At 55.4% G+C, this 15,397-nt stretch carries 16 protein-coding genes and 1 other annotated feature; of the genes, 5 read left to right on the plus strand and 11 right to left on the minus strand.

The window, feature by feature from the left end:
* The first annotated feature begins 127 nt into the window (after nt 1-127).
* Together G6Q29_RS08105 and yaaA are read left to right on the plus strand one after the other, a co-directional pair.
* The gene (locus tag G6Q29_RS08105) at nt 128-1,561 is read left to right on the plus strand and encodes an alanine/glycine:cation symporter family protein (protein ID WP_165465201.1); all 1,434 of its coding nucleotides are present in this window, start codon (nt 128-130) and stop codon (nt 1,559-1,561) included.
* A gap of 66 nt (nt 1,562-1,627) precedes the next feature.
* Nucleotides 1,628-2,401, plus strand: coding sequence for a peroxide stress protein YaaA (gene yaaA / locus G6Q29_RS08110; protein ID WP_165465202.1), 774 nt, complete (start codon nt 1,628-1,630; stop codon nt 2,399-2,401).
* Nucleotides 2,402-2,432: 31 nt separating this feature from the next.
* Here yaaA and G6Q29_RS08115 read toward each other — a convergent pair whose 3' ends face one another.
* The 7 genes from G6Q29_RS08115 to yjjY all read right to left on the minus strand — a co-directional run bounded on the left by G6Q29_RS08115 (nt 2,433) and on the right by yjjY (nt 9,239).
* A complete protein-coding gene (locus G6Q29_RS08115) occupies nt 2,433-2,720 on the minus strand; it encodes a DUF2502 domain-containing protein (RefSeq protein WP_165465203.1) in 288 nt (95 codons plus the stop codon).
* Nucleotides 2,721-2,968: 248 nt separating this feature from the next.
* On the minus strand, nt 2,969-4,255 hold the full coding sequence (gene thrC / locus G6Q29_RS08120; protein WP_165465204.1) for a threonine synthase: 1,287 nt from the start codon (nt 4,253-4,255) through the stop codon (nt 2,969-2,971).
* Nucleotides 4,256-4,258: 3 nt separating this feature from the next.
* Complete coding sequence (thrB, locus tag G6Q29_RS08125) at nt 4,259-5,188, minus strand: homoserine kinase (RefSeq protein ID WP_165465205.1); 930 nt, start codon at nt 5,186-5,188, stop codon at nt 4,259-4,261.
* Between the two features lies 1 nt (nt 5,189).
* Nucleotides 5,190-7,652, minus strand: coding sequence for a bifunctional aspartate kinase/homoserine dehydrogenase I (gene thrA, locus G6Q29_RS08130; RefSeq protein WP_165465206.1), 2,463 nt, complete (start codon nt 7,650-7,652; stop codon nt 5,190-5,192).
* A gap of 24 nt (nt 7,653-7,676) precedes the next feature.
* Nucleotides 7,677-7,794: a sequence feature (Thr leader region), on the minus strand.
* Nucleotides 7,733-7,801 (minus strand): thr operon leader peptide, encoded by a 69-nt coding sequence (gene thrL / locus G6Q29_RS08135; protein ID WP_015572623.1) that lies wholly within the window; start codon nt 7,799-7,801, stop codon nt 7,733-7,735. Its footprint overlaps the feature before it by 62 nt.
* Nucleotides 7,802-8,012: 211 nt before the next feature.
* On the minus strand, nt 8,013-8,699 hold the full coding sequence (locus G6Q29_RS08140; RefSeq protein WP_165465207.1) for a tRNA/rRNA methyltransferase: 687 nt from the start codon (nt 8,697-8,699) through the stop codon (nt 8,013-8,015).
* Between the two features lie 399 nt (nt 8,700-9,098).
* The gene (gene yjjY / locus G6Q29_RS08145) at nt 9,099-9,239 is read right to left on the minus strand and encodes a protein YjjY (protein WP_001541509.1); all 141 of its coding nucleotides are present in this window, start codon (nt 9,237-9,239) and stop codon (nt 9,099-9,101) included.
* Nucleotides 9,240-9,334: 95 nt separating this feature from the next.
* Between yjjY and arcA the strand changes: the two genes are divergently transcribed.
* Nucleotides 9,335-10,051 carry a two-component system response regulator ArcA gene (arcA, locus tag G6Q29_RS08150; RefSeq protein ID WP_003856501.1) on the plus strand — a complete coding sequence of 239 codons (717 nt, stop codon included), beginning with the start codon at nt 9,335-9,337 and terminating at the stop codon, nt 10,049-10,051.
* A 48-nt stretch (nt 10,052-10,099) separates the two neighbouring features.
* On the opposite strand, the gene creA is transcribed toward arcA, so the two are convergent.
* Complete coding sequence (gene creA / locus G6Q29_RS08155; RefSeq protein ID WP_003856503.1) at nt 10,100-10,570, minus strand: protein CreA; 471 nt, start codon at nt 10,568-10,570, stop codon at nt 10,100-10,102.
* A 215-nt stretch (nt 10,571-10,785) separates the two neighbouring features.
* Between creA and robA the strand changes: the two genes are divergently transcribed.
* Nucleotides 10,786-11,655, plus strand: a complete 870-nt coding sequence (robA, locus tag G6Q29_RS08160) for an MDR efflux pump AcrAB transcriptional activator RobA (RefSeq protein WP_165465208.1) — start codon at nt 10,786-10,788, stop codon at nt 11,653-11,655.
* Here the strand turns inward: robA and gpmB are convergent.
* On the minus strand, nt 11,652-12,299 hold the full coding sequence (gene gpmB, locus G6Q29_RS08165; RefSeq protein WP_032671448.1) for a 2,3-diphosphoglycerate-dependent phosphoglycerate mutase GpmB: 648 nt from the start codon (nt 12,297-12,299) through the stop codon (nt 11,652-11,654). The genes robA and gpmB overlap by 4 nt on opposite strands.
* Before the next feature lie 49 nt (nt 12,300-12,348).
* Here gpmB and yjjX point away from each other — a divergent pair, with 49 nt between their 5' ends.
* Nucleotides 12,349-12,864, plus strand: coding sequence for an inosine/xanthosine triphosphatase (yjjX, locus tag G6Q29_RS08170; protein ID WP_165465209.1), 516 nt, complete (start codon nt 12,349-12,351; stop codon nt 12,862-12,864).
* Nucleotides 12,865-12,891: 27 nt separating this feature from the next.
* Here the strand turns inward: yjjX and trpR are convergent, their stop codons facing one another.
* Both trpR and sltY read right to left on the minus strand, forming a co-directional pair.
* Nucleotides 12,892-13,221, minus strand: a complete 330-nt coding sequence (trpR, locus tag G6Q29_RS08175) for a trp operon repressor (protein WP_003856511.1) — start codon at nt 13,219-13,221, stop codon at nt 12,892-12,894.
* Between the two features lie 55 nt (nt 13,222-13,276).
* Complete coding sequence (gene sltY / locus G6Q29_RS08180; protein WP_165465210.1) at nt 13,277-15,214, minus strand: murein transglycosylase; 1,938 nt, start codon at nt 15,212-15,214, stop codon at nt 13,277-13,279.
* Nucleotides 15,215-15,397: the final 183 nt, after the last annotated feature.

A 15,397-nucleotide genomic window follows, 5' to 3' on the forward strand; every position in this document is an offset into this window, starting at 1 on the left:
CAACCGCAGACAGTGCGCTTAGGCAGAGTATGATAAACTCAGAATATTAACAGGCTGCTAAGTAACGGCATGCACAATCAGTGGTAGCGCTTACATATTCACGTTGGCATCAACAAGAGGGACGTTAGTGCCTGATTTCTTTTTCTTTATTAACGAAGTCCTGTGGGGTTCGATCATGATATACCTGCTTTCAGGAGCAGGTATCTGGTTTACCTGGCGCAGCGGCCTGATTCAGTTTCGCTATATTCGCAAATTTGGCAGAAGTCTGAAAAATAGCGTCACCCCGCAACCGGGCGGGCTGACCTCTTTTCAGGCGCTCTGTACCAGCCTGGCCGCACGCGTCGGAAGCGGTAACCTGGCCGGTGTCGCACTGGCGATCGGCGCGGGCGGTCCGGGCGCGGTATTCTGGATGTGGGTGACGGCGATTATCGGCATGGCCACCTCCTTTGCAGAGTGCTCACTTGCGCAACTCTACAAAGAAAAAGACAGCAAAGGTCAGTTTCGCGGCGGTCCTGCCTGGTATATGGCTCGCGGGCTGGGAATGCGCTGGATGGGCGTGCTGTTCTCCATTTTTTTACTGATTGCCTATGGCCTTATTTTCAATACCGTTCAGGCAAATTCCGTCGCCCACGCGCTACGTTTCGCCTTCAATTGTCCGGAGTGGCTGACGGGCGGCGCGCTTGCCCTTCTCACCCTGTTGACGATTGTGACCGGGCTCAAAGGAGTTGCCCGCCTGATGCAGTGGCTGGTTCCGCTGATGGCGCTGCTGTGGGTGTCCACCAGCCTGCTGGTATGCGCGATACATATCGACGAGGTGCCGAACGTTATCGCCACCATCTTCAAAAGCGCGTTCGGCTGGCGCGAAGCAGCTTCCGGCGCGCTGGGTTACACCCTTAGTCAGGCACTCGCCGCGGGGTTTCAGCGGGGCATGTTCTCTAACGAAGCGGGGATGGGGTCTACGCCGAATGCCGCTGCCGCGGCCGCATCCTGGCCCCCGCATCCCGCCGCGCAGGGCATTGTGCAGATGATTGGCGTCTTCACAGACACCATTGTTATCTGTTCCGCCAGCGCGATGATAGTACTGTTGGCCGGTGCTGCTGAACATACATCCGGCAGTACGACAGGTATTCAGTGGGTACAACAGGCGCTGGTATCCCTCGTCGGCGGCTGGGGCGCAGGCCTTGTCGCACTTGTCGTGGGGCTGTTTGCCTTCAGTTCTATTGCGGTGAACTATATCTATGCCGAAAACAACCTTATCTTCCTGAAGGTTAATTCGCATCTGGCCCGCAACATGCTTCGCGGGGGGATGCTGGCGATGGTGATCGTCGGCTCCCTGCTCAGCATGCCGATGCTCTGGCAAATAGCGGATGTCATTATGGCGTTGATGGCAATCACTAACCTGACGGCAATTTTGCTCCTTTCACCGGTGGTGGCACTGATCGCGCGGGATTATCTGCGTCAGCGCAAGCTTGGCGTTCAGCCCGTATTCGAAGCCTCACGCTATCCCGAAATCGAGTCACAAATTGCCCCTGGCTCCTGGGATGATTTGCCGCGGCAATAACAGCTATCGATCAATTCAGGGCGATTTTTTGTTAAAGTCGCTCTAAATTTCCTGCAAGGACTGGATATGCTGATTCTGATTTCACCTGCCAAAACGCTCGACTACCAGAGCCCGCTCGCCACTGAGCGTTATACCCAGCCGGAATTGCTGGACTACTCGCAACAGTTGATCCACGAAGCGCGTAAGCTTTCGGCTCCGCAGATCGCCTCGCTGATGAGCATCAGCGATAAACTCGCCGACCTCAACGCTACCCGTTTCCACGACTGGCAGCCTGACTTCACGCCCGCTAACGCCCGCCAGGCGCTGCTGGCCTTTAAAGGTGACGTCTACACGGGCCTGCAAGCAGAAACGTTTAGCGAAGCCGATTTCGATTTTGCCCAGCAGCATCTGCGCATGTTATCCGGCCTGTACGGGGTGCTGCGCCCGCTGGATCTGATGCAGCCGTATCGTCTGGAGATGGGTATCCGCCTGGAAAACGCCAAAGGTAAAGATCTGTACCAGTTCTGGGGCGATGTCATTACCGACAAGCTTAACGCGGCGCTGCAAGCCCAGGGGGACAACGTGGTGATCAACCTGGCCTCCGATGAGTACTTCAAATCGGTGAAGCCGAAAAAGCTGGATGCGGACATTATCAAGCCGGTATTCCTCGACGAGAAAAACGGCAAATTTAAAGTGATCAGCTTCTACGCCAAGAAAGCGCGCGGGTTGATGAGCCGCTTCATCATTCAGAACCGCCTGACGAAACCGGAGCAGCTCACCGGCTTTAACAGTGAAGGGTATTTCTTCGACGAGGCATCGTCAGGAAAAAACGAACTGGTGTTTAAGCGTCACGAGCAATAAAAGACAACCCCGCCAGCTGGCGGGGTTTGTGTTAATGGTGCTTCCGGTCCGGGCCCGGGCGACGATCGTCATGTCGGTGATGATCGTCACGATTGTGATGTTCATCGTGCGGACGCCAGTGGTTATCGCGCCAGTCATAGTGCGCTTTCCACCAGTCATGGTCGCGCCAGCGGCCGCCATCCCAGTAGTGCCCGTTATTATCCCGATCGCCAATTTGCAGTTTTACCGCTGGCACGAGGGTGATCTCAGCTGCCTGCACCGCCATGGGAGCGACCAGCATCAGTGAAAGCGCGATAAGTGCAGGTTTCAGCGTAGACATAGGTGACTCCTTATTCTTCTTGCCCAGCGTGGGCCGATGTAAGGAGAGTACGCGATGGGAACGGGGGATGTTATTCTCTGCAATCCTAAACGCTAAGTGACCGCATTTAATGGGAATTCCTGCTTTTTTCCTGCTGTTTTTCTCCTTAATTTCTTCATAAAAAAGCCGGGTGGCGACTTCGCCTTACCCGGCCTACGATTGCGGATTTTGCAGGCCCGGTCAGGCGTCGCCGCCACCGGGCAACAAACTCACGCGCGGGTCATCATCAGCTTACGCAGCGCGGCAAAATCTGCCGGCAGCTCATGAGACAGCAGCGGCAGATCGGCGCGCTCGGCCAGCTCTTTTGGCAGCGGCAGCGTTTCGCCCAGAATCGCTTCCACGCTCTCCTTAAACTTCGCCGGATGGGCGGTGCCGAGGAACAGGCCATACTCACCCGGTTGAAGCTGATCGCGCAGGGCGCGATAGGCAATTGCCGCGTGCGGTTCAGAGGTATACCCCACCGCCTTCAGCTCGCGCATGGTGGCTTTAGTGGTTTCGTCCGTCACCGCGGCGTAGCCCAGATCGCCCAGACGCCAGACCTTACGGCGGAACAGCTCTTCCACGCGCGGCCAGTTGTTAGGCTGTGACACATCCATCGCATTGGAGAGCGTCGCCTGCGTCGCGTTCGGTGCCCATTTGCCGTCTTTCAGGAAGCGCGGCACGGTGTCGTTGGCGTTGGTGGCGGCGATAAAGCGCTTCACCGGCAGACCGAGCGATTTCGCCAGCAGTCCCGCCGTCAGGTCACCGAAGTTACCGCTCGGTACGGAAATCACCAGCTGATTGCGCGCTTCCTGCGGCAGCTGCGCAACCGCTTCGAAGTAGTAGCAAATCTGCGCCAGCAGACGGCTGATGTTGATGGAGTTGGCGGAGTTCAGCCCCAGAGCCACCTTCAGCTCTTCATCATCGAAGGCCTGCTTGACCAGCGCCTGGCAGGCATCGAAATCGCCGTCGATCGCCACGGTCTCAATGTTCCCGCCGAGCGTACAGAACAGTTTTTCCTGAAGCGGGCTGATTTTGCCTTTCGGATAGAGGATCACTACGCGGACATTTTTCAGGCCGTAGAACGCATGGGCCACCGCCGCACCGGTATCACCCGAGGTCGCAGTCAGGATGGTCACCGGTTTGTCGCCGCTAATGTGGGTCAACATCTGGGCCATAAAGCGACCGCCGAAATCTTTGAACGCCAGCGTCGGGCCGTGGAACAGCTCCAGACAGCCAACGTCAGGCTCCACCTGTTTCACCGGCGCCGGGAAAGCAAACGCCGCGCGCACGCGCTCTTCGAGCAGCTCCTGAGGGATTTCGTCGCCGATAAACGCAGACAAAATTTTGGTGCTGCGGGTGACAAAGTCCTGTTTCAGCAGCTCATCAATGTCGGTCAGCTGAAATTCCGGCAGGTCGTGGGGGAAGAACAGCCCCTGATTTTTGCCCAAACCCTGAGTTACCGCCTGCGCGAAGCTGACCTGCTCGTTATGATCTTTAAGGTTGTAGAGTTTCATTCGTTATCCCAGTACTCGTGCGCCAGCCGTGTCCAGACGGCAAATATGAACAAAGCCTTCCTGATTTTGCAGGTAGTGTTTAGAGAGCCAGTCCGCCACGCGCTGCGCGGTGTCAGGCTTGTCGCATAAAGCGAACAGCGTCGGGCCGGAGCCGGAGATGCCGCACGCCTGTGCCCCGATATCCATGGATGCCTGTCGCGCGTCGTTAAAGCCCGGCAGCAGCTTCGTGCGATACGGCTCGGCAATGACGTCTTTCATCAGTTTCGCCGCCAGCTGCGGCTGACGGGTGTAGCAGGCGTGAATAAAGCCTGCCAGATGACGCCCGTGGGCGATACAGTCCTGACGACGATACTGCGCCGGCAGGATCGCACGCGCTTCGGCGGTAGAAACTTTAATGCCCGGATAGGCCAGCACCCACAGCCACTCATCAAACCCTGGCACCTGCTGGCTGATGATGCCATTTTCTTCAATCATCAGCTGCATGCCGCCGAGGAAGCACGGCGCCACGTTATCATAATGAATGCTGCCGGAGATGCGCCCCTCCAGCTCGCCCATCAGCGCCAGCAGACGGCTGATGTTCAGCGGCTTGCCGCAGTGCTCGTTCATCGCCACCAGCGCGGCGACTACCGAGCAGGCGCTCGAGCCCAGCCCCGAACCAATTGGCATGCTTTTTTCCAGCGTCATGGCGACCGGCACGTTTTTGCCGATCTCCTGACAGAAGCGTTCCCAGCACTGATAGACGATATTCTCGCGTGGTTCAGAAGGCAGCTTACTGGCGAAACGGCCGACGTTAGTCAGGCTGAAGCGCTCTGCCGCCTCAACCGTTACCGTATCGCCCAGCAGTGAACCATCCACCGGCGTTACCGCCGCGCCCAGCACGTCAAATCCGACGCTCATATTGGCGCTGGAAGCCGGGGCATATACTTTAACCATCTTAAACTCCTAACTTCCATGACAGGGTACGCAGCAGATCGGCAAACACGCCCGCTGCCGTTACATCATTCCCTGCGCCATAGCCGCGAAGCACCAGCGGCAGTGGCTGATAATAGTGGCTGTAGAACGCCAGGGCATTCTCGCCGTTTTTCACCTTGTACAGCGGATCGTTGCCATCCACTTCGGCAATCTTCACCCGGCAGACGCCGTCCTCTTCAATGTTGCCAACATAGCGCAATACCTTACCTTCATCACGGGCTTTCGCAACGCGTGCGGCAAAGGCATCGTCAAGCTGCGGCAACCTGGCCATAAAGGCGCTGACGTCGCCACTGTCATCAAATTCTGCTGGCAGCACCGGCTCAATCACGATATCCGAAAGCTCCAGCTCGCGACCGGTTTCGCGCACCAGGATCAGCAGCTTGCGCGCCACGTCCATGCCGGAGAGGTCGTCGCGCGGATCCGGCTCGGTGTAGCCCAGCTCGCGCGCGGCGCGGGTGGCTTCCGACAGGCTCATCCCTTCGTCCAGCTTGCCGAAGATAAACGACAGGGAGCCGGAGAGGATGCCGGAGAAACGCTGTAGTTCGTCGCCCGCGTTCAGCAGGTTTTGCAGGTTCTCGATGACCGGCAGGCCTGCGCCCACGTTGGTGTCATACAGAAACTTACGGCGCGACTTACTCGCCGCCAGCCGCAGCTGGTGATAGTAATCCATCGACGAGGTGTTGGCCTTTTTGTTCGGCGTCACCACGTGGAAACCTTCGCGCAGGAAATCCGCGTACTGATCGGCCACCGCCTGGCTGGAGGTACAGTCGACGATCACCGGGTTAAGCAGGTGATATTCTTTCACCAGGCGGATCAGGCGGCCCAGGTTAAATGGCTCTTTCGCCTCTTCCAGCTCCGCCTGCCAGTTTTCCAGGTTCAGACCGTGGACGTTAGTCAGCAACGCTTTTGAGTTCGCAATGCCGCAAACGCGCAGATCGATATGCTTCTTCTTAAGCCACTCCTGCTGGCGCTTCACCTGCTCCAGCAGCGCGCCGCCAACGCCGCCGACGCCCACCAGGAACAGCTCAATCACCTGGTCGGTGTTGAACAGCATCTGATGCACCACGCGGACGCCGGTAGTGGCGTCATCGTTATCCACGACAACGGAAATGGAACGCTCTGATGAGCCCTGGGCAATCGCCACGATATTGATATTGGCCCGCGCCAGCGCGGCAAAGAATTTGGCGGAGATACCGCGCAGGGTGCGCATCCCGTCGCCGACCACAGAGATAATCGCCAGACGTTCCTGAATGGAAAGCGGCTCCAGCAGCTCCTCTTTCAGCTCCAGATAGAACTCTTCTTCCAGCGCACGACGCGCGCGAAGACAGTCGGCCTGTGGCACGCAGAAGCTGATGCTGTACTCAGAAGAGGACTGGGTGATCAGCACCACCGAGATACCGTTGCGGGACATGGCGGCAAACACGCGCGCAGCCATGCCGACCATCCCCTTCATCCCCGGGCCGGAGACGCTGAACATCGCCATGTTATTCAGGTTGGAGATGCCTTTCACCGGCAGGTCGTCTTCATCGATGCTGGCGCCAATCAGCGTACCCGGCGCCTGCGGATTACCGGTATTTTTAATCAGGCAAGGGATTTGGAACTGGGCAATCGGGGAGATGGTACGCGGGTGAAGTACTTTGGCGCCGAAGTAGGAAAGCTCCATCGCTTCCTGGTATGACATCGACTTCAGCAGCCTGGCGTCCGGCACCTGGCGTGGATCGCAGGTATAAACGCCGTCAACGTCAGTCCAGATCTCACAACAGTCTGCGCGTAAACAGGCCGCCAGCACGGCGGCAGAGTAGTCGGAGCCGTTACGGCCCAGCACTACCAGCTCGCCCTTCTCGTTACCGGCGGTAAAGCCTGCCATCAGGATCATATGGTCAGACGGGATTTTGCTTGCCGCAATGCGGCGTGTCGACTCGGCAATGTCGACAGTGGATTCAAGGTAGTGGCCGACTGCCAGCAGTTTCTCAACCGGATCGATGACCGTCACGTGGTGACCGCGCGCTTCCAGCACCCCCGCCATGATGGCGATGGAGAGTTTTTCACCCCGGCAAATCAGCGCCGCGTTGATGCTGTCCGGGCACTGACCAAGCAGGCTGATTCCGTGAAGAACATGTTTGATCTGGGCAAATTCAAGTTCAACGGTGGTTTTCAACTGCGCCAGCGGGAAGCCAGGCTGGGCGTCTGCCAGCCCCTGAAGCAGATCGGCGAAGATATGCTCGGCGTCGCTGATGTTCGGCAGTGCATCCTGACCACCGATGGTTTTTTCAATCATCGCCACCAGGTGGTTCGTGATTTTGGCCGGGGCAGAGAGCACGGTAGCAACCTGCCCCTGCCTGGCGTTGCTTTCCAGGATATCGGCAACACGCAGAAAACGTTCTGCATTTGCCACTGACGTACCGCCGAACTTCAACACTCGCATGGTTCTACCTCATTTCCTTTAGCCGAAAAAAAAGCCCGCACTGTTCAGGTGCGGGCTTTTTTCTGTTTTTCCTGTACGCGTCAGCCCGCATCGTTACCTGTGGTAATGATGATGGTTGTAGTAATGGTGGTGATGCTGATGCGTTTCATGGATGTTGTGTACTCTGTCATTATTATCTGTCTGTGCTCTATTCTTTTAGGGTTAAAGGATCGAGCCCTTTAAGTCAATGAATTTTTAATTTGATCACAATTCGGGACATTCTCACGTCCCGCTGCGCGCAGATTTATTTTCATCGGAATACCCCAGATGCAACCCCAGACATCAGCAGGATCGGCCATAATAAAAACCTATGACACTATTTTACTCGGCGAGTTTTTTTTCAATATCATGGAGCAATCGGTGCAGCATTGCCGTGTCCCGCTGTTCAAGACGCCCCAGGCGCTGCTGCAACCAGTCCACCATTTTTTGATCGTCAGCGACGCCCAGCTTCACAAGAAGCTTATTTGCACGAACACGCAGTGCCGCCAGCTGGTTTTCATCCGACACTGGCGCGGGCGGCTGAGAAATTTGCATTAAGGATGCTAATTGATAGCAATAGACCATCACCGCCTGCCCCAGATTGAGTGAAGGATAATCCGCCACCATCGGCGCGCCCGTAAGCACGTCAGCCAGTTCCAGCTCTTCGTTGGTCAACCCGGAATCTTCACGCCCAAATACCAGCGCGGCTTTCTCCAGCCACTGGCTTTTCTCTTCCAGCATCGGCACCAGTTCAGCAGGCGTGGCGTAATAGTGAAACTTCGCCCGGCTGCGCGCAGTCGTCGCGACGGTAAATGAAATATCGTGCAGTGCCTCGGCAAGCGTAGCGTAAGTGGTTATATTATCGAGAATCTCACCCGAACCGTGCGCTACCCAGCGTGCAGCTGGCTCCAGGTGCGCTGTGCTGTCCACAATACGCAAATCGGTAAAACCCATGGTCTTCATAGCCCGCGCCGCAGCGCCTATATTTTCGGCTCTCGCTGGCGCAACCAGCACAATCGACAGATGCATTTATGCTCTCTTTTTAATCAGTTAGCAGGTCAAAATGTGAGTTAGCTCATCATATTACGCGGCACGAATTTACAATCTTGCAACACAAATCACCGAAATAGCGTTTCATAACAAATTAAAATCGCTAAACTATTTTATGGCTGAACAATCAGCTAGAATGTTAACAGAAGTTCATTATCCTTATGTTTTGTAATGATAATGACCATATGAATACTCTTTTCCGATTGGATTCGTACTGTTTATCAATCAATGCCCGCAACTAGTTGGTTTATTGAAAAATTGTGACAAAGGCTAGCATTCAGCTACGATGATTTCATCAAACTGTTAACGTGCTACAATTGAACTTGATATATGTCAACGAAGCGTAGTTTTATTGGGTGTCTGGTGTCACTTAGCCTGTTATGTTGCTGTTAAAATGGTTAGGATGACAGCCGTTTTTGACACTGTCGGGTCCAAAGGGAAAGTACCCACGACCAAGCTAATGATGTTGTTGACGTTGATGGAAAGTGCATCAAGAACGCAATTACGTACTTTAGTCACGTTAGGCCGATCATGTTAATTTGCGACATGCATCAGGCAGGTCAGGGACTTTTGTACTTCCTGTTTCGATTTAGTTGGCAATTTAGGTAGCAAACATGCAGACCCCGCACATTCTTATCGTTGAAGACGAGTTGGTAACACGCAACACGTTAAAGAGCATTTTCGAAGCAGAAGGCTACGATGTCTTTGAAGCGACCGATGGCGCAGAGATGCATCAGATCCTTTCTGAAAATGATATCAACCTGGTGATTATGGATATCAACCTGCCGGGAAAAAATGGGCTTCTTCTGGCGCGCGAACTGCGTGAGCAGGCGAACGTCGCGTTGATGTTCCTGACTGGCCGTGACAACGAGGTTGATAAAATTCTTGGTCTGGAAATCGGCGCGGATGACTACATCACCAAGCCGTTTAACCCTCGCGAGTTAACCATTCGTGCACGCAACCTGCTGTCCCGCACCATGAATCTGGGTACGGTCAGTGAAGAGCGTCGTAGCGTCGACAGCTACAAATTCAACGGCTGGGAACTTGATATTAATAGCCGTTCGCTGATTAGCCCAAACGGTGAGCAGTACAAACTGCCGCGCAGTGAATTCCGCGCGATGCTGCACTTCTGCGAAAACCCGGGCAAGATTCAGTCCCGTGCAGAACTGCTGAAGAAAATGACCGGTCGTGAGTTAAAGCCACACGATCGTACCGTTGACGTAACTATCCGTCGTATTCGTAAACATTTCGAATCTACGCCGGATACGCCGGAAATCATCGCCACGATCCATGGTGAAGGCTATCGTTTCTGCGGTGACCTCCAGGAGTAATCCTCCCGTCACGTAGTAAAAAACGGCGCATATGCGCCGTTTTTTTTATCAATGCCACGGCATAATGGGTACCGCGCTAATCGCGTTTTTCGGTGAGCCTTCCACGACTTTGTCGGAATAAGCCAGATAAGCCAGGGTGTTGCGTTTTGCGTCATAAAAACGCACCACCTGTAGCTTTTTGAACACCAGCGAGGTCCTTTTCTGGAATACGACATCGCCCTGCGCTTTGCCGTTTTTGATTTTGTCACTCAATTCCACCGGGCCAACCTGCTGGCAGGAAATGGCCGCGTCAGAGGTGTCTTCAGCCAGCCCCAGACCGCCTTTAATCCCGCCCGTCTTCGCTCTGCTGACATAGCAGGTGACATTTTTAACATCCGGATCGTCAAAGGCCTCAACCACAATTTTGTGGTCCGGCCCAAACATTTTAAACACGGTATCCACGGAGCCAATTTGCTCCGCCTGCGCCACGCGCCCTGCCATCAACGCCAGTGCTGCAAATACTAAAACCTTGTATTTCATATTGTTACCATTCATAAAAAATTTCGCTGAGCAATTATTCAACAGGTTAGATAAAAATGTAGCAAGATCACAGGATTAGAATATATCCGCACATTAATCACGACAAAAAGCATTTATGCGCAAAAAAAACACTGAATGCTAAAACGTCAAAAAATGCTATTATCCGCTAACCTGTAAACAGGCACCTGCGGCAGTTTTAAGGATGAGGATAGTATATGGATCAGGCTGGAATTATTCGCGACCTGCTCACCTGGCTGGAAGGTCATCTCGACCAGCCTTTGTCACTGGATAATGTGGCGGCAAAAGCAGGCTATTCCAAGTGGCATCTGCAAAGGATGTTCAAGGATGTCACCGGTCATGCTATCGGTGCCTATATTCGCGCACGTCGTTTATCAAAGTCTGCTGTCGCGTTGCGCCTGACCGCGCGACCAATCCTGGATATTGCCCTGCAATATCGCTTCGATTCACAGCAAACCTTCACCCGTGCCTTCAAAAAACAGTTCTCGTTGACGCCAGCGCTCTATCGCCGCTCACCAGACTGGAGCGCGTTTGGAATGCGCCCGCCGCTACGCCTGGGCGAGTTCGCGATGCCGAAATACGAGTTTGTCACGCTGCCGGAAACCCATTTGATCGGTACGACCCAGAGCTACTCCTGTTCTCTTGAGCAGATTTCTGAGTTCCGTCATCAAATGCGCGTCCAGTTCTGGCGCGACTTCCTGAGCCATGCACCCGCCATCCCGCCGATTCTGTATGGCCTGAACGAAACGCATCCAAGCCAGGAAAAAGACGACGAGCAGGAGGTGTTCTATACTACGGCGCTGACGCCTGACATGGCGAACGGTTACATTCATGGCTCGAAGCCTGTGGTGCTGGAGGGCGGCGAGTATGTGATGTTCTCATACGAAGGTTTAGGAACGGGCGTTCAGGAGTTCATCCTGACCGTTTACGGGACCTGCATGCCGATGCTGAATCTGAATCGCCGTAAAGGTCAGGACATTGAGCGCTACTATCCTGCGCAAGATGCTAAACCGGAAGAAGGTCCAATCAATCTGCGTATGGAATTCCTGATTCCGGTACGTCGTTAACGCTGCAATTCGTCCAGAGCAGGGGCATCAAGATGCGAAATGTCCCCTGCCATCTCAACTACCCAGCCCGATGCCAGCCAGGCACTTTCCTGATAGTCGATGCGGGAAATAGAACAGTTGCGCAGACGTAAACGACGCTCGGCATAAGCCGGCAGCCCCAAAATGGTGCTCACCAGGCAACCCAGCGCGATACCGTGGCTCACCAGCAGCGGTCGACTACCCGCAGGGAGTTTCAGGCATTCGGCCAGCGCGGCATGCATGCGCACGCTTAGCTCCTGCATGGATTCCCCCTCCGGGATGCGACCATCTTCAGTGCCGTTCACCAGCGTGCGACGCCAGCCTTCTTCGGTTTCCGTCAGCGTATCGATAGGGCGTTTTTCCAGTACCCCCATATTCAGCTCTCGCAGGCGCGGTTCGAGGGTGACGTCGCAGCCACAGGCATCGGCGATGATGCGCGCCGTCTGCTGCGTACGGCCTAAATCACTTGAGATGACGTGAGTGATACCCAGCGTTCTGGCGCGCTCCGCCACCTGCCACGCTTGTTGCACACCCTTGTCGGTGAGAGGACTGTCTGACTGGCCTTGAATACGTCGCTCGGCGTTCCACTGCGTTTCACCGTGGCGAACAAGGTATACCTGTAACATGCTTTTTTTCCGTTATACTGCGATGAATTTTTTAAAATCGAGCTTAATTATGCACCATGTTGTCTCTGCTACCACCAATCCTGCCAAAATTCAGGCAATTCTAAGGGCATTTGAAGAGATCTTCGGCGAAGGATCCTGCCATATTGACGCCGTCGGCGTCGAGAGTGGTGTGCCTGAGCAGCCGTTTGGCAGCGAGGAAACGCGCGCTGGCGCACGAAATCGTGTGGCCAATGCAAAAGTCGCCGCGCCAGACGCTGACTTTTGGGTTGCAATTGAAGCAGGCATCGACGAAGGGGCGACCTTCAGCTGGGTTGTGATCGAAAGCCGACAGCAGCGCGGCGAAGCGCGTTCAGCCACGCTGCCGCTGCCGGAGGTCATTTTGGACAAAGTCCGCGCGGGTGAGGCGCTGGGGCCGGTAATGTCGCACTACACCGGCATTGATGAAATTGGTCGTAAAGAGGGGGCGATTGGCGTCTTTACCGCGGGTAGACTCACCCGTTCGAGTGTTTACCACCAGGCCGTTATTCTGGCGTTAAGTCCGTTCCATAACGCGATTTATCGTTAAGTTTGTAAGCCGGATAAGGCGAAGCCGTCATCCGGCGTTTTTCAGTAATACCGCTTCCAGCCACTGACGCAGTTCAACTGGCGCCGATTTCAGGCTGTTTGAACCTCGGGTAATGGTTGCGATGCCCGCGCCCAGCTCATTTTTCAGCTCGCGCTGGCTCATTTCGCCGCGCAGCAGTTCCTCAATAATGCGTACCCGCGTGCCCAGCGCTTCGCGTTCATCGGGCGTCAGCATCAGCTGTAGCAACGGTAAATGCAGATCTTTGTCGTAAGACTGGCGGAGCAACTCCACAAAACGAAGCCACTCCTGATGACGCTGTTCGGCCATGGCCGAGGAATACGGGGAATGCTGGGTCATGTTATGCTGCCTCTTGTACTCATTAGCGAGTACAGCATAACACAACCCACGCCGATCAGTAACGTCTCTGCCACTCGGCATCGCTCATCAGGGCATCTTTTTGCCCCATGAAGTAACGATAGTAGGCATCATACGCCAGCACGTTCTTCACGTAGCCGCGCGTTTCCGAGAACGGAATGCTCTCGACAAACGCCACGGCGTCGATGCGCCCTGCGCTGTTGCCAAGCCATGTCCGCACGCGGCCTGGCCCGGCGTTGTACGCCGCTGACGCGAAGATACGGTTATTACCGAACTGCTGATAGACATACTGCAAGTAGCTGGTGCCGATGTTGATGTTGGTCTCAGGATCCAGCAGCTGGGACGGGCTGCTGTAGCCTGGAATATTAAACATCTTCACCGTGTGCGTCGCGGTGCCCGGCATAATCTGCATCAGGCCGCTGGCACCCACCGGAGAACGTACTTTGGGGTTCCAGGCGCTCTCCTGACGGGCAATGGCCATCGCGTAGCTTTGCGAAATATCTTTGCCGCTGGTGTAGCGATCGAACAGATCCTTATAAGCCAGCGGGAAACGCTCTTCGAGATGATCCCACAGCTTGCCGGCGATCGTCGCCTGCACGCTCAGATCCCACCAGCGATTATCAAACGCATAGCGGGCAAGCTGCGCTTTCTCATCGGTGGTACGGCTGGTGACCAGATTCGCCCATTCGCTGCGCGCGGTATTATCCAGATTCCAGTACATCAGCTCGCGCACGCGCGCCATTTCCGGCCCCTGCGTCAGCGCCGGGTTCGCGTTGGCTGGCGCTTTGTCGATCTTCAGGGTGTACTCCTCGCCCAGACGCTGCGCCGCCGCCATCGGGTAGAAGCCGCGCTGCTGCATCAGGGAGTGGAGGATCTCTTTGGCTTCGTCTTCACGACCACGCTCAAGGAGCAGGTCCGCCTGCCAGTAACGCCATTCATCTTTCTCTTTGGCATCCATCGGCAGACGCGCCAGCCAGGTATTAAGACCGCGACGGTCGCCCGTACCCAGCGCCATACGCACGCGACGCTCCACCAGCGAGACAGAGTTTGAACGCATCACCGCATCGTCACGCCAGCGTGCCTGTTCGTCGGTGACATCCGTTCCCATCAGTCGCCACGCAACAATATCTCGCAGCTCCTGGGTTTGATCGTCATCCAACTGCTGAGCCTGCACCAGCTGCGGGATCATCAGCCGGGCGTTTTCCACATCATCACGCGCCACGCTGGCAAAGGCCACCGCCGCCATTTGACGGGTAAAATCGGTCGCGCCGGTGGTACGCGCAAACGTCAGCACGGTATTGGGATCGTTTGCCAGACTGATAACGGCAGAGGCGATGGTCTGATAATCCGCGGGCATCTGGCCCGCCAGCACGGTGACCAGCCGGGTGTTTCCGGCCTTCATCGCCAGGCGAATACGTTCCAGGTAAGAGAGCGGATCCTGCTTGCCCGAGGCGCGCCAGGCGCTGAACAGCGGGTCACAGGCGTTTGGCTGGCTTTTACCCGTCAACCATAAATCTTTCGCGCCGGCCCAGGCTTCTTCCTGCTGCCCGGTCGCCCATTTCGCATAATAGTAATTACACTGCGCTTCCGTCGCGCCTGGTTTATCCGGGCTGAAGGCCAGCAGGCCGCGCCAGTCTTCGCGACGGGCCAGCTCGTTCACAAACCGGGACTTCAGGGTGCGCGCAGGCGGCAGGGTCGGGTTCGCCTGAATGAAGTTATTCACGGTGACAGTCGGTTGATTCATGAGATCGTCCGTGATCTGGCGATACTCCAGATACGGATACAGCGGATAATCCTTCAGCGTCGGCATCAGCGCCTGCACGGTATCCATCTGCCTGTTGTCCCATGCCTGTTTAATCTGGGCATAGCGGTTACGTTGTTCATCCAGTGAATCGGCATGTACCGCCTGGCTTACCGCCATTACGCATACGCTGGCAGCCAGCAGACGCCAGACCACCCGTTTGGCTTTTTCCACAAGCTCTTCCTCATTGTTTTTCGTCAGTTGCAGCGTCTTGCCACGTAAAAGTTACCTCAACTTATGCTAACCAGGCATCCTACAACGCGCCACGTCATGAACACTTTTTTACCTTTCTTGCGCGTTTTAACACTCCCGACGTTCCTGGCTGGGATTAGGGCGTGAAAAAGGCTACACTTCGAG

It is taken from the genome of Enterobacter cloacae (genome assembly GCF_011078175.1).
Classification (GTDB): Bacteria; Pseudomonadota; Gammaproteobacteria; order Enterobacterales; family Enterobacteriaceae; genus Enterobacter; species Enterobacter cloacae_Q.